An 18,071-nucleotide genomic window follows, 5' to 3' on the forward strand; every position below is an offset into this window, starting at 1 on the left:
GGCAAATTGCCCCCGTAACTTAGGGAGAAGGGGGGCCGGAGACGTGAAGCCCCGCGCGGGTGGAGCGTTGTATGGCCGCAGAGAGCAGGGGGAAGCGACTGTTTACTAAAAACACAGGTCCATGCGAAGAAGTAATTCGATGTATATGGACTGACGCCTGCCCGGTGCTGGAACGTTAAGGGGACCTGTTAGCTCTTCGGGGCGAAGCGGAGAACTTAAGCGCCAGTAAACGGCGGTGGTAACTATAACCATCCTAAGGTAGCGAAATTCCTTGTCGGGTAAGTTCCGACCTGCACGAATGGCGTAACGACTTCCCCACTGTCTCAACCACAGGCCCGGCGAAATTGCAGTACGAGTAAAGATGCTCGTTACGCGCGGCAGGACGGAAAGACCCCGGGACCTTTACTATAGCTTGACATTGGTACTCGAATTAGCTTGTGTAGGATAGGTGGGAGCCGGTGAAGTCCATACGCCAGTATGGGTGGAGGCAATCTTGAAATACCACTCTGGTTGATTTGGGTATCTAACTTCGGACCGTTATCCGGTTCAGGGACAGTGTCTGGTGGGTAGTTTAACTGGGGCGGTTGCCTCCTAAAAGGTAACGGAGGCGCCCAAAGGTTCCCTCAGCCTGGTTGGCAATCAGGTGTTGAGTGCAAGTACACAAGGGAGCTTGACTGTGAGACTGACAGGTCGAGCAGGGACGAAAGTCGGGACTAGTGATCCGGCACTTGCGAGTGGAAGCGGTGTCGCTCAACGGATAAAAGGTACCCCGGGGATAACAGGCTGATCTTCCCCAAGAGTCCATATCGACGGGATGGTTTGGCACCTCGATGTCGGCTCGTCGCATCCTGGGGCTGTAGCAGGTCCCAAGGGTTGGGCTGTTCGCCCATTAAAGCGGTACGCGAGCTGGGTTTAGAACGTCGTGAGACAGTTCGGTCCCTATCCGCCGTGCGCGTAGGATACTTGAGAAGGGCTGTCCCTAGTACGAGAGGACCGGGACGGACGAACCTCTGGTGTGCCAGTTGTCCCGCCAGGGGCACGGCTGGTTAGCTACGTTCGGAAGGGATAACCGCTGAAAGCATCTAAGCGGGAAGCCTGCTTCAAGATGAGGTATCCCACCCACCTTGGTGGGGTAAGGCCCCCAGCTAGACGACTGGGTTGATAGGCCGGAAATGTAAGCCCGGTAACGGGTTCAGTTGACCGGTACTAATAGGCCGAGGACTTGACTACTAAGCTGCTACGCGTCCACTGTGCAACTCTGAACAAGCGAACACCCGTGACTGTGTGCCGGGGTTGTTTGATATGTTCATAGAGTTACGGCGGTCATGGCGGAGGGGAAACGCCCGGTTACATTCCGAACCCGGAAGCTAAGCCCTCCAGCGCCGATGGTACTGCACTCGTGAGGGTGTGGGAGAGTAGGACACCGCCGGACAATCTTCCAGTCGAGGGCCGCCCCATCCGGGTCGGCCCTCGACTGCGTAGCGCCATTGGTGGCGCAATCAGGAAGGATGTACCTGTGAGTTCAGGACCGCAGGGCGGAGATCGTCCCCGTCGTCACGAAGACCGCACCGACGGCCCGGGTGGACGCGACCGTGGTGCGCGCCGCGACGACCGGCCCCCGTACCGGGGGGATCGGGACAACGCCGGCGGCGCCCGAGGCGGATACGCCGGCGGCCGTGATGGTGGTTCCCGTGGTGGCGACCGTGATGGTTCGCGTTCCGGTGCTCCGCGTGAGGGTGGTTTCCGCGGTGGTGACCGCGACGGATCCCGCACCGGGGCACCGCGTGAGGGCGGCTTCCGTGGTGGTGACCGTCGCGAGGGTGGCGGTTTCCGTGGTGGCGACCGTGATGGTTCGCGTTCGGGTGCGCCGCGTGAGGGTGGTTTCCGCGGCGGTGACCGTGACGGTGGTTTCCGTGGTGGTGACCGTCGTGAGGGTGGTTACCAGGGTGGCGGCGACCGTGGCCGTTCCGGTCCGCCGCGCGAGGGTGGCTTCCGTGGCGGCGACCGCGAGGGCGGCTTCCGCGGCGGTGACCGTCGCGAGGGTGGCGGTTTCCGTGGTGGCGACCGTGATGGTTCGCGTTCGGGTGCGCCGCGTGAGGGTGGTTTCCGTGGCGGTGACCGCGAGGGTGGTTTCCGTGGTGGTGACCGTCGTGAGGGTGGTTACCAGGGTGGCGGCGACCGTGGCCGTTCGGGTGCGCCGCGTGAGGGCGGCTTCCGCGGCGGTGACCGCGAGGGCGGTTTCCGTGGCGGTGACCGCGAGGGCGGTTTCCGTGGCGGTGACCGCGAGGGCGGTTTCCGTGGCGGCGACCGCCGTGAAGGCGGTTTCCGTGGTGGCGACCGCGATGGTTCGCGTTCCGGCGCGCCGCGTGAGGGTGGTTTCCGTGGCGGTGACCGCCGTGAGGGCGGTTTCCGTGGTGGCGACCGCGATGGGTCGCGCTCGGGCGCTCCGCGTGAGGGTGGTTTCCGTGGCGGTGACCGCGAGGGTGGTTTCCGTGGTGGTGACCGTCGTGAGGGTGGTTACCAGGGTGGCGGCGACCGTGGCCGTTCTGGTCCGCCGCGCGAGGGTGGCTTCCGTGGCGGCGACCGCGATGGTTCGCGTTCCGGCGCTCCGCGTGAGGGTGGTTTCCGTGGCGGTGACCGTCGTGAGGGTGGTTACCAGGGTGGCGGCGACCGTGGCCGTTCCGGTCCGCCCCGCGAGGGCGGCTTCCGTGGCGGTGACCGCGAGGGTGGCTTCCGTGGCGGCGACCGCGAGGGCGGTTTCCGTGGCGGCGACCGCCGTGAAGGCGGCTTCCGTGGTGGCGACCGTGATGGTTCGCGTCCCGGTGCTCCGCGTGAGGGTGGTTTCCGTGGTGGCGACCGTGATGGTTCGCGCTCGGGTGCTCCGCGTGAGGGTGGTTTCCGTGGCGGCGACCGTGAGGGTGGTTTCCGTGGCGGCGACCGTGAGGGTGGTTTCCGTGGCGGCGACCGCCGCGAGGGTGGCGGCTTCCGTGGTGGCGACCGCGATGGGTCGCGCTCGGGTGCGCCGCGCGAGGGTGGTTTCCGTGGCGGTGACCGTGAGGGCGGCTTCCGTGGCGGTGACCGTCGTGAGGGTGGTTACCAGGGTGGCGGCGACCGCGGCCGTTCCGGCCCGCCCCGCGAGGGTGGCTTCCGTGGCGGTGACCGCGACGGCTTCCGTGGCGGCGAGCGTGGTGGCTCCCGCCCGAGTGCGCCCCGGGACGGCGGCCGAGACGGCGGCTTCCGGGGCGGTGACCGTCGTGAGGACGGCACGTCCCGTGAGGGCGGCTTCCGCGGTGGCGACCGTCGCGAGGGCGGCGGGTTCCGGGCCGACGAGCGGCCACGTCGCGAGGGGGACTTCCGCCGCGACGACCGTGGCGCGGCCTCCGAGTCGTCCGAGGGCGGGCGCAGCCTGGCCCCGGTGTTGCCGGACGACATCGTCGCGACCGACCTCGACAAGGACGTCCGCGCCGAGCTGCTCTCGCTGAACAAGCCGGTCGCCGAGACGGTGGCCCGGCACCTGGTCGCCACCGGTCAGCTGATCGACGAGGACCCGGCCGAGGCGTTGGCGCACGCGCTGGCCGCCCGACGGCTCGCGTCGCGCATCTCTGCGGTCCGTGAGGCGGTCGGTCTGGCCGCGTACCACGCAGGGGAGTGGCAGACGGCTATCGCCGAGCTGCGGACGTACCACCGGATGACCGGCCTGCAGAGTCACCTGGCCGTGCTCGCCGACTGCGAGCGCGCCCTGGGCCGGCCGGAGCGGGCCATCGACCTGTTCCGCGGCGCCGACCAGGCGAAGCTGGACCAGGCCGTCGCGATCGAGCTGCTGATCGTCGCGGCCGGGGCGCGTGGTGATCTCGGCCAGAAGGATGCCGCTGTCGCGATGCTCCAGGTGCCCGACCTCACCAGCGAGGCGACGGTGCCGTGGACGGCGCGACTGCGGTACGCGTACGCCGACGCGCTGCTCGCGGTGGGCCGACGCGAGGAGGCCCGCGAGTGGTTCTCCCGCGCGGCCGACGTGGACACCGAGGGCGAGACCGACGCCGCGGAGCGGCTGTTGGAACTCGACGGCGTCGTCATCGAGGGAGATGACGAGGACGAGGCCGAGGAGATCGCCGCTGGCCCGGGTGCGCCTGGATCGGTGCCGGCCCAGCCGGACACCGACCTGACCGCAGGCGACGACCGTGACGCCGACGACTCGGACACGTCCGACCGCGACGTCGACGCCGAGGCTGGCGGTCTCGACGACGACGACGAGGGCGAGGACGACCGCGGCGACGAGGACTTCGACGACGACGAGGACGACGACGCGGAGGGCGACGAGGGCGAGGACGACCGCGACGACGAGGACGAGGACTTCGACGACGACGAGGAGGACGGCGTCGCCGGCCGCCCGGGCGTCGGCGAGGGCGTCGACGGCGAGGACGAGGACCGCCACGCGGACGCGAGCGGCACCTCCCCGGACCCGACCACGCCCGCCAGCGACGACAGCCGCGCAGACGACACGCTGAGCGGTGACACGCTGAACGGCGACACGATTAGCGGTGGCACGGCCGACGGCGACGCCCCCACCCGGGGTGACGAGTCGGAGTCGACGCAGCGATGAGCGCGGACGCCGGGAAGCGGCTGATCGACGGGTACACCCTGGTGGTCTTCGACCTGGACGGGGTGATCTACCTGATCGACCGGCCGATTCCCGGCGCGGTCGACGCGGTGGCCCGGCTGCACGCCGAGGGGCGGGCGGTGGCGTACGCCACGAACAACGCCTCACGCCGTTCCAGCGACGTCGCCGACCTGCTGACCGGAATGGGCGTGCCGGCGCGGCCGGAGGAGGTGCTCACCTCCGCCGCCGCGTCGGCCGAGCTGCTGCGGGACCGGCTGCCGGCAGGCGCGCCGGTGCTGGTGGTCGGCGCGGAGGCGCTGCGCGCCGAGCTGCGCGCGGTCGGGCTGACCCCGGTCAGCCGCGCCGACGAGAAGCCGGCCGCGGTGGTGCAGGGCTACGGTCCGCAGGTTGGCTGGGCCGAGCTGGCCGAGGCATCCGTCGCCGTACGGGCCGGGGCGATCTGGGTCGCCACCAACACCGACCGGACGCTTCCCAGCGCCCGGGGTCCGCTGCCGGGCAACGGGTCACTGGTCGCGGTGCTGCGGACCGCGTTGGAGCGGGACCCGGACCTGGTGGTCGGCAAGCCGGAGTCGGCGCTGTTCGAGACCGCCGCCCGGCGCGGCGACGGCGGCCAGGTCCTGGTCGTCGGGGACCGGCTGGACACCGACATCGAGGGCGCCCGCCGAGCGGGGTTGGACAGCCTGCTCGTGCTCACCGGCGTCAGCGACGTACCCGAGCTGCTCGCGGCCGAGCCACGACGGCGGCCCACGTACGTCGCGCGGGACCTGGCGGGGCTGTTCGACCCGGCGGCGGCCGTGCGGGTCCCCGGCTCGGCGGACGTCGGCGGCTGGTCCGTCACGGACCGGGCGGGGACGCTGGAACTGGCAGGCGCCGGCCGGCCGCTGGACGCCCTCGCCGCGCTCTGTGCGGCGGCCTGGGCGGCCCCGACGCCACCGGCGATCCGCCCCGCGGGCCCGGACGCGGCTGCCGCGCTGGAGAGCTTCGGGCTGGCCACCGACGGGTGACGCAGTCGCACGCGCTCGTCAGAGCAGCTTGCGCAGCTTCATCAGGTCGAACGGGTTGGCCTTGATCGACACGCGGCGGGACGTGATCGCCTTGGTGACGTCCAGGTCACCGCGGACCAGGGCGAGCAGGTCGTCGCTGGACGTGCTCAGCGCGATCTTGGCCTTCGGGTCGTCACCGTCGGTCAGCTCGACCAGCCGGCCACCGCTGATCCGCCCGTGGAACGCCGTGTCCAGGTCGGTGATCCGGCAGGCCAACGTCCGTTCCAGGTCGATCCGTTCGCGGACCGTCTCGGCGTTGCGGTCCAACCGGGCGGCCAGCTCCTGCAACGCCTGCCGGCACTCGTCCACGCTGGCCACATCTCCCCCTCGCCGATCGCCACGCCGTCCCCGGCACCGTACCGCACAGGACAGTCCGGGGTGCCCGGTAGCGTGACACCTGCAGACCGGCGCCGGATGGAAGGACTCAGGCATGCAGGACGCGTGGCGCGCCTACCTCGAACTGGCCATGGGCCTGGCCGAGGCGCCCCGGAAGAAGGCCCAGGACGCGGTGCGTCGCCTCGTCGGCTCCGGCGGCGCGACAGCCGCCCAGCTGCAGGCCCTCGGCGAGGAGCTGGTCACCACCGGCGCCGCCAACCGGGAGGCGCTGACCAAGCTGGTCCGCTTCGAGGTCGACCGGGCCCTCGGCGCTGTCGGTCTGGCCACCGCCGACGAGGTGGCCGAGCTGACCCGACGCGTACGCGACCTGGAACGGCAACTGCGCGAGGCGCGCGCCACCGAGCCGCGCTCGGCGCCGACCGGCGAACCGGCTGCCGAACGGCTCGGCGATCCGACGCCGCAGCCCGACCCGACAGGCGCCGCACAGCCCGGCGCCGGCCTCGCGCCGTCGAACGCCCCGGCGGGCGCGCCGGTCTCCGCTCCGGCGGCGAAGAAGGCGGTCGCCAAGAAGGCCGTCGCCAAGAAGGCCCTCGTGAAGAAGCCGCCCGCGACGATCAGCCGGACCGCCGACGACACCCCGGCGCCGGCCGCCGTGTCGGCCAGGGACGACACCCCGACGCCCGAGGCCATGCCGGTCAGGGACGAGACCTCGACGTCGGCGGCTCCCTCGGCCCACGACGACATCCCGACACCGGCGGCGATGCCGGCGAAGAAGGCCGTCCGCAAGCGCCGCCCGGACGGTGACTCGTGAGCGACGACGCCCGCCCGGGCTCGCCGTCCGGCGTCCGTCCCGGTCCGCCCGGAGGCTTCCGGCCCGGCCCGCCGCAGGCCGGGTCGTTCGCCGCCCGGCCGAGCCCGCCGGTGGGCGTCCGCCCCGGCCCGCCGCCCGAGGGCGCGGACGTCGGCGACGACGCGGCCCGCCACCCGGCGGTGGACGCGGCCGTGCGGGCCATGGACAACGCGGCGGCGCTCGCCCCGGCCGACCAGATCGCGCAGTACGAGGCGGCCTACGAGACGCTGCGCGAGACGCTCGCCACCATCGACCAGACCTGACCAGGACGACCAGGTCGGACAGATCCGGAGAACCACCCATGGCACGTCGCAACCGGCTGGACGCCGAACTCGTCCGCCGCGGGCTGGCCCGCTCGCGTGAGCAGGCCGCCGCGCTTGTCGAGGCCGGTCGGGTCCAGCTGCGCGGAGTGCCCGCGCGCAAGGTCGCCGCGATGGTCGACCCCGCCGATCCGCTGCTGGTCACCGGTGCCGACCCCACCGAGGAGTACGTCTCCCGGGGCGGGCACAAACTCGCCGGGGCGTTGGCCGCGTTCGGCCCCGCAGGGCTGCGCGTCGCCGGGCGGCGCTGCCTGGACGCCGGAGCGTCGACCGGGGGCTTCACCGACGTGCTGCTGCGCGCCGACGCCGCCGAGGTGGTGGCCGTGGACGTCGGCTACGGGCAGCTCGCCTGGTCGCTGCGCACCGACGAGCGCGTCCGTGTCCTGGAACGCACGAACGTCCGTACCCTCGTCGCGGACGCGATCGGCGGACCTGTCGACCTGACGGTGGCCGACCTGTCGTTCATCTCGTTGCGGTTGGTGCTGCCGGCCCTGGCCGGCTGCACCCGTGACGACGGCGACCTGGCGCTGATGGTGAAGCCGCAGTTCGAGGTGGGCAAGCAGCGGGTCGGCGCCGGTGGTGTGGTCCGCGACCCGGCGCTGCGCGCCGAGGCGGTGCTCGACGTGGCCGCCGCGGCGGCTCAGCTCGGCCTCGGGTTGGCCGACGTGGCGGCCAGCCCGCTGCCCGGGCCCAGCGGCAACGTCGAGTTCTTCGTATGGTTGCGCCGGGGCGCGCCACCGGCGGACCCGCAGCGGGTGCGGGCAGTGGTGGAGGCCGGACCGGAGGGTCCGACGACGGCCGGCGACGTGCCGGACGTGGCGGCGGAGGAGGTCGCAGGGTGAACGCGTACAGCGAGCGGCGCACGACGGCGTACGGCCGTGCCGGCGCGGCGGCGATGACTGTGTGCCGTCCGACGACGGACGGACGGCCGGTCCGATGAGCCGCACGGCGCTGCTGGTGACCCACACCGGCCGTCGACGCAGCACCGAGCACGCCCGGTCGGTCGCCGCCGACCTCATCGCCGCGGGCTTCGAGGTGCGGGTGGTCGCCGAGGAGGCCGATGATCTGGACCTGCCCGGGACGGTTCCGGTCGCCGGCCCGGAGGCCGCCGAGGGCGCCGAGATCGTCTTCGCGCTCGGTGGGGACGGCACCTTCCTGCGCGCGGCCGAGCTGGCCCGCCCGGCGAAGGCGCCGCTGCTCGGCATCAACCTCGGCAAGGTGGGCTTCCTCGCCGAGGCGGAGATCGACGACCTGGACACCGCCATTCGGGACGTCGTCGAGCGCAACTACACAGTGCACGAGCGGCTCACGCTCGACGTCACGGCCGAGTTCGACGGCGGCCCGACCATCGAGTCGTGGGCGCTCAATGAGATCAGCGTCGAGAAGGGGGAGCGGGCGCAGATGCTCGAACTCCTCGTCGACGTGGACGGCCGCCCGCTGTCCCGCTACGGCTGCGACGGCGTGGTCTGCGCCACCCCCACCGGCTCCACCGCGTACGCGTTCTCCGGCGGCGGTCCGGTGGTCTGGCCGGAGGTGGAGGCACTGCTGCTGGTGCCGATCAGCGCGCACGCGTTGTTCAGTCGCCCCCTGGTCACCGCGCCCACGTCGACGTTCGTCATCACCGTCGACCCGTTCACCACTCTCGCCGTGCTCGCCTGCGACGGTCGGCGGGTCTACGACCTGCCGCCCGGCGCCCGGGTGACTGTGCGTCGGGGTGCCCTGCCGGTGCGTATCGTCCGGCTGCGCGACCGTGCGTTCACCGACCGGCTGGTCGCCAAGTTCGGCCTGCCGGTGCACGGCTGGCGGGGCAGCCGCCGGTGACTGTGGCGCACACCGTCGGTGTCCGGCGGTTGTCCACCTGACGACATGTCGCCGCTGCGGCGGCTGAACGCTAGTGACCTGGTTGTGCGCCGCGTCGCAGACTCCGATCGGTCCTCATCTACGGATGGCGGGCCCACAGGAGTAGAGGAGCGCATCGCATGCACTGGTCCCCCCGCTGGCTCAGCGCCGGCGCGGTCGGCGCGCTGGTGGTCGGCCTCGCCGCGCCGGCGTCCGCCGAACCGCCCGTCCGGCCCACCGGCCCGACCCTGGGCACGTCCGCCCCGGGCGCCGCGCCCGTCCGCATCACCCTCATCACCGGCGACCAGGTCGAGCTGGCGCCGGCCGCGCCGGGCCGGGTCGCCGCCACCGTACGCCCGGGGCCCGGGCGGGAGCGGATCATCTTCCAGACCGTGGAGGTCGACGGCGGGCTGCGGGTGCTGCCCAGCGACGCCCTGCCCTACGTCTCCAGCGGAGTCCTCGACGCCGACCTGTTCGACGTGCAGGAGTTGGCCGCCGAGGGCTACGGCGACGCCACGCAGGGCGCCCTGCCGCTGATCGTGCGCTACCAGGAGCCGGCCGCCGGTCGGGTCCGGCCACTCGGCGGCGTCACCGACGCCCGTCCCCTGGAGAGCATCAACGGTGCCGCGTTGCGGGTCGGCAAGGCCGACCTGGGTGGCTTGTGGAGCACCCTCGCCGGCACGCCGACGACACGCGCCACGACCGCCGCGCCCCGCCTGGGCGGCGGTGTCGCCCACGTCTGGCTGGACGGGCGGGTGCACCCGACGCTGGAGCACAGCGTCCCGCAGATCGGCGCTCCGACGGCCTGGGCGGCCGGCCGCGACGGCAGCGGCGTGAAGGTGGCAGTGCTCGACACAGGCGTCGACGCCACCCACCCCGACCTGGCCGGGCGGATCGCCGAGGCGCAGGACTTCTCCGGCAGCGGCAGCGCCCGCGACGGCCACGGCCACGGCACGCACGTCGCGGCCACCATCGCGGGCAGCGGCGCCGCGTCGGCAGGGCTGCGCAAGGGCGTCGCGCCCGGCGCGCGGCTGCTCGTCGGCAAGGTGCTCGACGACAACGGCTCGGGCTACGACTCGGCCATCATCGCCGGCATGGAGTGGGCCGCCCACTCCGGCGCGAAGGTGGTCAGCATGAGCCTCGGCGGCGACCCGACCGACGGCACCGACCCGATGAGCCAGGCGGTGAACGACCTGACCGCCGAGACCGGCGCGCTCTTCGTGGTCGCCGCAGGCAACGCGGGTGCGGCGCGTACCGTCGGCTCGCCGGGCGCGGCCGCGGCGGCGCTCACCGTCGGCGCGGTGGACCGCGACGACAACCTGGCGGAGTTCTCCAGCCGCGGGCCGCGACTGGGCGACAACGGCCTGAAGCCCGAGATCACCGCCCCGGGCGTCGGGATCGTCGCCGCGCGGGCCGCCGGCACCACAATGGGTACGCCCGTGGACGACGCCTACACGGCCGCGTCCGGCACCTCGATGGCCACCCCGCACGTGGCGGGCGCGGCGGCGATCCTCGCCCAGGACCACCCGGACTGGTCCGCCGGGAAGCTGAAGGACGCGCTCGTCAGCACCACGAAGGCGAACCCGGCCCTCACCGTCTTCGAGCAGGGCGGCGGCCGGGTGGACGTGGCGCGGGCGCTCACCCAGCGGGTGTACGCGTCGGCCACCGCGGACTTCGGCCGGATCACCACAGGCGGTACGGCAGTCGAGCGGAACGTGACGTACACCAATGGCACGAAGACCGCGCAGACCCTGCGGTTGGCCCTCGAGCTGCGCAACCTGGACACCGACGCGGCCGAGACCGACGGGGTCACGCTCGGATCCGGTGAGGTGAGCGTGCCGGCGGGCGGCAGCGTCGCCGTGCCGCTGCGCGCCGACCCGGCGAAGCTGGCCCGTGGCCCGCACGGTGGCTGGCTGGTGGCGACCGGTACGGACGGCGTGGCCGTGCGCACCCCGGTCGGGCTCACCGTCAGCGGTCCCGTGCACCACCTCACCATCAAGCTGCTGGACCGGCAGGGTCAGCCGGGCCTCTCGCCGGGGTTGACCCTCTTCGGTGAGCAGCCCGAGTCGGACTACTGGGGCTGGTGGCCGGGCGAGGGCACCCTGGAGGTCGAGGAGGGCACCTACCTGCTGACCGCGCTGGTCGAGCACGGCGCCCCCCTGGACGAGCAGATGACCGAGATCATCGAACCGGAGGTGACTGTCGACCGGGACCTGACAGTGGTGCTCGACGCCCGCAAGGGCACGCCGGTGCGGATCGAGACGCCGAAGCCCAGTGAGCAGCGGGCCACGCTCAGCTACTACGTGCACCGGGTGCTTGGCAACGGCCGGCAGATCGACCACGGCGTGATGGCGTACAGCACCGTCCAGCAGGTGAACGTCACGCCGACCCGCCCGGTGCGTCAGGGCGAGTTCGAGTTCGCCTCGCGCTGGCAGCTCGTCGCGCCAATGGTGGACGCGACGATCAGCGGGGTGTCCGGTCCGTCGGACATCAACCTGCTGGGCACGTCGCCGGCGCCGACAGGTCGGCGGAAGCTGCCGCTGGTCTGGGCCGGCGCCGGCGCCCCGGCCGAGTTGGCGCGGGCGCGGGGCGCTGCCGCTCTGCTCGCCGCCGACCCGAACCGGAGCGAGGACGAGCAGGTGGCAGCCGCGGCGGCGGCCGGCGTCGCCGTGGTGCTGATCGTTCGCCCGGAGGACCAGAGCGCGTGGACGGTCTGGCGGCCGGCCGGCGACCGGCTGCCGGTCCCGGCGATGGTCGTCGCGTACGACGACGGGCAGCGGCTGATCGCGGCGGCGCGCAAGGGCCGGGCGACGCTGGACCTGACGCTGACAGTGGACAGCCCCTACCTGTACGACGTGTGGCAGGTGTCGAAGGGCCGGGTGCCGGAGCGGATCGTGCACACGGTGACCGCGAGGAACACCGCCGAGGTGACCGCCAGCTACGGCGACACGGGCGCGGGCTGGGCCACCGAGGAGCGGTTCGGTTGGCGTCCGTGGCAGGAGTACTCCTGGAACGACGACCAGCGCCTGGTCCGCAACGGGACCACCCGGCAGGAGTTCGTCAGCGCCGGGGACTCCTGGTGGCAGCACCGGGTGCTGCACAAGGAGATGTTCATGCAGTGGGGGCAGTTGACAGGTGGGCTGACCGAGGCGCCCCGGCGGTACGCCGCCGACGACCGGGAGGTCGAGACCTGGCACGCCCCGGTGGTCCGTCCGGCCGTGCCGGCCAGCGGGACGCCGGTGCCCACGCGTACGGGCGACAGCCTGGACGTGCGGGTGCCCGAGTTCGTCGACGCCGACGGGCACTTCAGCGTGGCCGGCAACAGCGAGGAGGCGGACGGGGTCGAGGTTCGCCTGAGTCGAGACGGGCAGCAGATCGCCGACCTGTCCGACGGCTGGGCGCCGGTGCCGACCACCGCCGCAGCGGCCCGCTACCGCCTCGACGTGACGACGCGGCGGGCCTCGGACGAGTGGCGCTACGCCACCCGCACCGACACGGCGTGGCAGTTCACCTCGGCCCGGCCGACGGGTGGGGCGGCCGTGCCTCTGTCGCTGCTGCAGGTGGACTACCGGGTGCCGGCCGACCTGCTCGGCCTCGTACCGGGCCGCCGGCCGCACCAGCTGGGGCTGACCCTGCGCCAGCCGGCCGGAGTCGCCGCGCCGACTGGCACCAGCCTGCGGGTGGAGGTCTCCTTCGACGAGGGCGTCACGTGGCGGGCCGCGCCGACCAGAGGGTCGGGGACCCGCTGGACCGCGACGGTCCCGGCCGGGCGCGGAACCGTGTCACTGCGGGTGCACGCCACCGACCGGGCCGGGAACTCCGTGGACCAGACGGTGGTGCGGGCGTACGGGCTGCGCTGACCGGGGCTCGACACGTGGGGCCCGTCGTCGATCAGACGGCGGGCCCCGCCGCGTTTCAGAGCCAGCCGCGCCTGGCGACCTGGAACGCCAGCCCTGGTCGGGTGTCCACGCCTGCGGCGTCCATCAGGTCGGCGAGGCGGCGTTGCACCGTCCGGCGGCTCACCCCGAGCTGGGAGGCGATGGACTTGTCCGGTACGCCGGCCACGAACAGCGACAGCAGCCGGGCCTCGTCGGCGTCGGGCTGGTAGCCGTCGACCGGACGGTCGTCGGCGTCGTCGCGCCGGCTCTCGGTCGGGGCGGCGAGCGGGTCGTCGAGTCGCAGTCGGGTGGCCACCCGCCAGTGGCTCTCGAAGAGGGCGAGCAGCGCGTCGAGCAGTTGGCTGCGGCCGATCACCGCGGCGCTCGGCTCGCCACCGTGGAGGTCGGGCACCAGCGGGCAGATCGCGGTGCGGGCGTCCACGATGGCCAGTCGGACGGGCAGGCGGTCCAGCACCCGGGCCTGCTCTCCGGCGGCGACCCCCTTGGCCAGGTCCGCGAGGGCGCCCGGCTCCAGCAGCAGGTCCCGTTCGTAGATGGCCCGGTAGCTCACTCCGCGCGCCAGCGCGTCGAACTCCTCCACGTTCTCCGGGCCGGCCATCGCGAGGGGGTTCGCCCGGCAGAACCAGAGCACCTCGCTGCGGGCCGAGTTCTGCAGGTCACGCAGCCGGTCGCGCAGCACCCGGCCGCCTCGGATCACCTCGACGAGGTGGTCCACGTGGTGGCGGCGTAGCCCGGAGCGGTACTCCTCGGCCAGTTGGGTGACCCGGCGTCGGGCCGCCTCCAGGTCCTCCTGGTGGCGCAGCAGCGTCGCGCCCAGGGCGACGTCCGGCGCTCTCGGGCGCAGTGGGGCGTCCGGGTCACTGTCGGTGGTCTGCACCAGACCCTTGGCCCGCAGCGCCTCGACCTGCTCGACGACCTGCGCCCGGGGGCGTTGCAGTCGGTGGACCAGCTCGTCGACCCGGGCCGTGGTGAGCTGGAGCAGGCAGCGGTAGAGCTCCTCCTCGGCGGGGGTCAGGCCGATCACGTCCAACACGGGGCAAGACTGTACGTCGGTGGGGTGCGGGCCGCACCGGGGCCCGGCCGTGGGGCCGGTCGGCTGGTCAACTGTCGGCCCTCGCGTCTACTGTCGGGTGCTGTGCTGGAAGAGCTGCGCATCACCGGACTCGGCGTCATCGAGGACACCACGCTGCCGTTGACCGGCGGGATGAACGTCATCACCGGCGAGACCGGTGCCGGCAAGACGATGGTGGTGACCGGCCTCGGTCTGCTCTTCGGCGGCCGGGCCGACGCCGGGCGGGTCCGTGCCCAACCGGGCCGGGCCGTGGTCGAGGGGCGGCTGCGCCTGTCCGGCCGGGTCGCCGACACGGTGCACGCCCGGATCAGCGACGCCGGTGGCGAGCCCGACGAGGACGGCTCGCTGCTGCTGAGCCGTACGGTGACGGTGGAGGGCCGCTCCCGAGCCCACCTCGGTGGCCGGAGCATGCCCGTGTCGATGCTGGGCGAGGTCGGCGAGCAGGCGGTGGCCGTGCACGGCCAGTCCGACCAGTTGCGGCTGCTGCGCCCGGCCGAGCAGCGGGCCGCTCTGGACCGGTTCGCCGGGCCGGCGCACGAGAAGCTGCTCGACGCGTTGCGCGAGGCGTACACGGGCTGGCGGCGGGTGGTCGACGACCTTGCCGACCGGCGGCGCAACGCCCGCGAGCGCAACCAGGAGGCCGACCTGCTGCGGCTGGGCCTCGACGAGATCACCCGCGTCGACCCGCAGCCCGGCGAGGACGACGAGTTGAAGACCGAGGCGCAGCGGCTGGAGCACGCCGAGGGCCTGCGGACTGCCGCTCAGGTGGCCCAGCAGTGCGTGGCGGGCGGCGCGGAGGCGGCCGACGAGACACCTGACGCGGCGGCGCTGCTCGGCACGGCCCGGCGCACCCTGGAGGCGCAGTCCGGCACCGACCCTGCGCTGGGCGAGCTGGCGGCCCGCCTGGAGGAGGCGGCCACGCTGGTGACCGACGTCTCCGCGGAGCTGTCGGCGTACCTGGCGACCCTCGACGCGGACCCGGCCCGGTTGCAGCACCTCTACGAGCGGCGGGCCGCGCTGCGGGCGTTGACCCGCAAGTACGCCGACGACGTCGACGGCGTCATCGCCTGGGCCGACCGGGCCCGCACCCGACTGTCCGACCTGGACACGTCCGACGACCTGCTCGACGAGCTGGACCGGGAGGGGCAGCGGCTGGCCGCTGAGGTGGCCGACCTGGCCTCCCGGGTGTCGGTGTCCCGGCAGGAGGCGGCGGTCCGCTTCGCCGACCAGGTCACCGTGGAGCTGGCCGGTCTGGCCATGCCGCACGCCCGGATCGAGGTGGCGGTGCTGCCCCGACCGGCCGGGCGGGCCGAGCCGACGCTGACTGTCAACGGCGTCGAGGCGGGTGTCGCGGCGGACGGCGGCGACGAGGTGGAGCTGCGGTTGCTGGCCCACCCGGGCGCGCCGTCGTTGCCGTTGCAGCGTGGCGCATCCGGCGGTGAGCTGTCCCGGGTGATGCTCGCCATCGAGGTGGTCTTCGCCGGCTCGGGCGGCCCGCCCACGCTTGTCTTCGACGAGGTCGACGCCGGTGTCGGCGGCCAGGCCGCGGTGGAGATCGGCCGGCGGCTGGCCCGGCTGGCCCGCAGCCACCAGGTGTTGGTCGTCACCCACCTGCCGCAGGTGGCCGCGTTCGCCGACCGGCACCTGGTGGTGGCGAAGGACACCGGCGGCGCGGTGACCACGAGCGGGGTACGCGTCGTTGAGGACACCGAACGCGCCCGGGAGCTGGCCCGGATGCTCGCCGGTTTGCCCGATTCGGATCTGGGTATCGCTCACGCCGAGGAGCTTCTGGCCGTGGCCGCCAAGGAAAGGCGGTTGTGACGCCGCGTATTGTGAGCGCAAGCACACCGGCTTGTGCCGACGTGTGCTTCCCTGGGTAGGCGGCCCTGCTCAGGCATGTCGCGACAGAAAAACCTGCCTCACATGCCAGGATGGTCACGATGCGTCTACCCACGTTGCGCCGGAACCGAAACGCGGAGCCGGGCAGAGTCCTCGGCACCGCGCGCCTTGATCGCCGGACGAAACGGCTGGTCGGTCGGCTGCGCCCCGGTGACATAGCAGTCATCGACCACGTCGACGTGGACCGGGTGGCGGCCGACTCGTTGGTCGCTGTCGGTGTCGCCGCGGTGCTCAACGCCAAGCCGTCGGTCTCCGGCCGCTATCCCAACCTTGGCCCGGAGGTGCTCGTCGCCGCCGGCATCCCGCTCCTGGACGATCTCGGGGAGGGCGTCTTCGAGCGCATCCGCGAGGGCGACCAGGTGCGGATCGAGGGCAACACCGTGTTCGCCGGCGAGGAGCCTGTCGCGCACGGCATCCTGCAGGACGCCGAGTCGGTCGCCAAGGCGATGTCCGACGCCCGGGAGGGTCTGTCGGTGCAGTTGGAGGCGTTCGCCGCCAACACGATGGACTACCTGCGCCAGGAACGCGACCTGCTGCTCGACGGCGTGGGCGTTCCGGACATCCAGACCCAGATCCAGGGTCGGCACTGCTTGATCGTGGTGCGTGGCTACGACTACAAGGCCGACCTGGACGTGCTGCGCCCGTACATCCGGGAGTTCAAGCCGGTGCTGATCGGCGTGGACGGCGGCGCGGACGCGCTCGTCGAGGCCGGGTACACCCCTGACATGATCATCGGGGACATGGATTCGGTCACCGACGACGTGCTGCGCTGCGGCGCCGAGGTGATCGTGCACGCCTACCCCGACGGTCGGGCGCCCGGCCTGCCCCGGGTCAACGGTCTCGGTGTCCCGGCCATCACCTTCCCGGCCGCGGCGACAAGCGAGGACCTGGCGATGCTGCTTGCCGACGAGAAGGGCGCGTCGCTGCTCGTCGCGGTCGGCACCCACGCCACGCTCGTCGAGTTCCTGGACAAGGGGCGCGGCGGGATGGCCTCGACGTTCCTGACTCGGTTGAAGGTCGGGGGCAAGCTCGTCGACGCCAAGGGTGTGAGCCGGCTCTACCGGCAGAGCATCTCCGGCTCGTCGCTGTTGCTGCTGGTGCTCTCGGCGATCGCGGCGATGGCCTCCGCGGTGGCCGTCTCCACCGTCGGGAAGGCGTACCTGGGCGTGGTCGCCGAGTGGTGGGACAATTTCGTGTTCCAGCTGTACCGGCTCTTCTAGTTCCCGACCGATCAAGAGGCTGCAAGCGTGATCAACTTCCGCTACCACGTGGTGTCCCTCACCGCGGTCTTCCTGGCTCTGGCGATCGGCCTGGTGGTCGGCACAGCCGCCCTCAACGGCCCGGTCGCCGACTCGCTCAAGGAGCAGGTCACCGGGCTGCGCAAGGACAACCAGCAGTTGCGGCAGCAGGTCAACAGCATGGAGAAGCAGCTCGGTCTGGAGGAGGAGTTCGCCGAGCAGGTGTCCCAGGTCGTCCTGCCGGGCACCCTCACCGGGCGTCGGGTGGTGGTGCTCAGCCTGCCCAACGGGCGCGACCACACCGAGGGCGTGCTCAAGAAGCTCCAGCTCGCCGGTGCCACCATCACCGGCCGGGTCGACCTGCAGGACAAGTTCATCAACCCGGACAACAACTCCAACCTGCTGGAGCTGGCCGTCACCGCCGCGCGGCCGACCGCGCAGACCACCGGCCTGCCGGGCAACGGGCACGGCGTGGAGACCTCCAGCGCGCTGCTGGCAAGCGTCCTGCTGGACCGGGCCCAGGGCGTCGCGCCGGTGAGTGACGCCGACCGGCGGGCGGTGCTCGCCGCGTACAACAACGCCGGCTATCTGACCACCGACAACAACAAGGTCACCGGGCCGGCCGAGGCCGTCGTGGTCGTCAGCGGTCAGCCGTACGTCGACAAGGACTCCGAGAAGCGCGACGAGTCGGTCGTCAAGATCGCCGAGCAGTTCGACCGGACCGGGTCGATAGTGGTGGGCGGCAACGGCTCGGCCGGCGGCAACGTGGTGTCCGTGGTCCGCGGCGACCCGGTGCTGTCGCAGACCATCTCCACTGTCGACAACGCCAACACCGTGCAGGGCCAACTGGTCACCAGCCTCGCCCTGGTGCAGCAGCTCGTCGAGAAGAAGGCCGGTCAGTACGGCGTCGGCGACAACGCCGCGTCCCTGCTGCCTAGACTGCCCCAGTGAGCGAAC

General features: G+C 72.4%; 12 protein-coding genes, 2 rRNA genes and 1 pseudogene. 12 read left to right on the forward strand and 3 right to left on the reverse strand.

From position 1 onward, the window contains the following. Both OOJ91_RS00005 and rrf read left to right on the forward strand, forming a co-directional pair. Window positions 1-1,230: ribosomal RNA gene (locus OOJ91_RS00005) — 23S ribosomal RNA — on the forward strand; the annotation flags it as partial. A gap of 85 nt (window positions 1,231-1,315) precedes the next feature. Further along, a 5S ribosomal RNA gene (rrf, locus tag OOJ91_RS00010) occupies window positions 1,316-1,432 on the forward strand. A 90-nt stretch (window positions 1,433-1,522) separates the two neighbouring features. Here the strand turns inward: rrf and OOJ91_RS00015 are convergent. Then, window positions 1,523-3,514 (reverse strand): hypothetical protein, encoded by a 1,992-nt coding sequence (locus OOJ91_RS00015; RefSeq protein WP_266241102.1) that lies wholly within the window; start codon window positions 3,512-3,514, stop codon window positions 1,523-1,525. Between OOJ91_RS00015 and OOJ91_RS34340 the strand changes: the two are divergent. Together OOJ91_RS34340 and OOJ91_RS00025 are read left to right on the forward strand one after the other, a co-directional pair. Then, window positions 3,503-4,214, forward strand: a pseudogene (locus OOJ91_RS34340) (hypothetical protein); the annotation flags it as partial. The gene OOJ91_RS00015 and the pseudogene OOJ91_RS34340 sit on opposite strands and share 12 nt — an antisense overlap. A gap of 382 nt (window positions 4,215-4,596) precedes the next feature. Next, window positions 4,597-5,622, forward strand: a complete 1,026-nt coding sequence (locus OOJ91_RS00025) for an HAD-IIA family hydrolase (protein WP_266241104.1) — start codon at window positions 4,597-4,599, stop codon at window positions 5,620-5,622. 18 nt (window positions 5,623-5,640) lie between these two features. Here the strand turns inward: OOJ91_RS00025 and OOJ91_RS00030 are convergent, their stop codons facing one another. Beyond that, window positions 5,641-5,979 carry an SCP2 sterol-binding domain-containing protein gene (locus OOJ91_RS00030; protein ID WP_266241106.1) on the reverse strand — a complete coding sequence of 113 codons (339 nt, stop codon included), beginning with the start codon at window positions 5,977-5,979 and terminating at the stop codon, window positions 5,641-5,643. Between the two features lie 112 nt (window positions 5,980-6,091). Here OOJ91_RS00030 and OOJ91_RS00035 point away from each other — a divergent pair, with 112 nt between their 5' ends. The 5 genes from OOJ91_RS00035 (at window position 6,092) to OOJ91_RS00055 (ending at window position 12,866) form a co-directional block, all read left to right on the forward strand. Beyond that, entirely contained in the window at window positions 6,092-6,808 is a 717-nt protein-coding gene (locus OOJ91_RS00035; RefSeq protein WP_266241108.1) for a phasin family protein, read from the forward strand. Next, complete coding sequence (locus OOJ91_RS00040; RefSeq protein WP_266241109.1) at window positions 6,805-7,110, forward strand: hypothetical protein; 306 nt, start codon at window positions 6,805-6,807, stop codon at window positions 7,108-7,110. The genes OOJ91_RS00035 and OOJ91_RS00040 overlap by 4 nt, the downstream gene beginning before the upstream one ends. Window positions 7,111-7,148: 38 nt before the next feature. Beyond that, on the forward strand, window positions 7,149-8,009 hold the full coding sequence (locus OOJ91_RS00045) for a TlyA family RNA methyltransferase (RefSeq protein WP_266241111.1): 861 nt from the start codon (window positions 7,149-7,151) through the stop codon (window positions 8,007-8,009). A gap of 94 nt (window positions 8,010-8,103) precedes the next feature. Next, window positions 8,104-8,988: an NAD kinase gene (locus OOJ91_RS00050; RefSeq protein WP_266241112.1), complete on the forward strand. Its 885-nt coding sequence runs from the start codon at window positions 8,104-8,106 to the stop codon at window positions 8,986-8,988. 158 nt (window positions 8,989-9,146) lie between these two features. Next, the gene (locus OOJ91_RS00055) at window positions 9,147-12,866 is read left to right on the forward strand and encodes a S8 family serine peptidase (protein ID WP_266241114.1); all 3,720 of its coding nucleotides are present in this window, start codon (window positions 9,147-9,149) and stop codon (window positions 12,864-12,866) included. A gap of 55 nt (window positions 12,867-12,921) precedes the next feature. Here OOJ91_RS00055 and OOJ91_RS00060 read toward each other — a convergent pair whose 3' ends face one another. Continuing rightward, window positions 12,922-13,938, reverse strand: coding sequence for a helix-turn-helix domain-containing protein (locus OOJ91_RS00060; RefSeq protein WP_266241115.1), 1,017 nt, complete (start codon window positions 13,936-13,938; stop codon window positions 12,922-12,924). A gap of 102 nt (window positions 13,939-14,040) precedes the next feature. Here OOJ91_RS00060 and recN point away from each other — a divergent pair, with 102 nt between their 5' ends. From recN to OOJ91_RS00075, 3 genes are all read left to right on the forward strand, one after another. Next, the gene (recN, locus tag OOJ91_RS00065) at window positions 14,041-15,798 is read left to right on the forward strand and encodes a DNA repair protein RecN (protein WP_266241116.1); all 1,758 of its coding nucleotides are present in this window, start codon (window positions 14,041-14,043) and stop codon (window positions 15,796-15,798) included. 119 nt (window positions 15,799-15,917) lie between these two features. Beyond that, on the forward strand, window positions 15,918-17,096 hold the full coding sequence (gene steA, locus OOJ91_RS00070; RefSeq protein ID WP_266241117.1) for a putative cytokinetic ring protein SteA: 1,179 nt from the start codon (window positions 15,918-15,920) through the stop codon (window positions 17,094-17,096). Between the two features lie 27 nt (window positions 17,097-17,123). Then, window positions 17,124-18,065, forward strand: coding sequence for a copper transporter (locus tag OOJ91_RS00075; protein WP_266241118.1), 942 nt, complete (start codon window positions 17,124-17,126; stop codon window positions 18,063-18,065). Window positions 18,066-18,071 lie beyond the last annotated feature (6 nt).

The sequence above is a fragment of the Micromonospora lupini genome, from assembly GCF_026342015.1.
GTDB classification, from domain to species: Bacteria; Actinomycetota; Actinomycetes; order Mycobacteriales; family Micromonosporaceae; genus Micromonospora; species Micromonospora lupini_B.

Bases quoted from the DNA above. Each gene is read 5' to 3' on its own strand.
- OOJ91_RS00045 (WP_266241111.1), top strand. From the start codon at position 7,149: ATGGCACGTCGCAACCGGCTGGACGCCGAACTCGTCCGCCGCGGGCTG.
- OOJ91_RS00035 (WP_266241108.1), top strand. From the start codon at position 6,092: ATGCAGGACGCGTGGCGCGCCTACCTCGAACTGGCCATGGGCCTGGCC.
- OOJ91_RS00055 (WP_266241114.1), top strand. From the start codon at position 9,147: ATGCACTGGTCCCCCCGCTGGCTCAGCGCCGGCGCGGTCGGCGCGCTG.
- steA (WP_266241117.1), top strand. From the start codon at position 15,918: ATGCGTCTACCCACGTTGCGCCGGAACCGAAACGCGGAGCCGGGCAGA.
- OOJ91_RS00050 (WP_266241112.1), top strand. From the start codon at position 8,104: ATGAGCCGCACGGCGCTGCTGGTGACCCACACCGGCCGTCGACGCAGC.
- OOJ91_RS00025 (WP_266241104.1), top strand. From the start codon at position 4,597: ATGAGCGCGGACGCCGGGAAGCGGCTGATCGACGGGTACACCCTGGTG.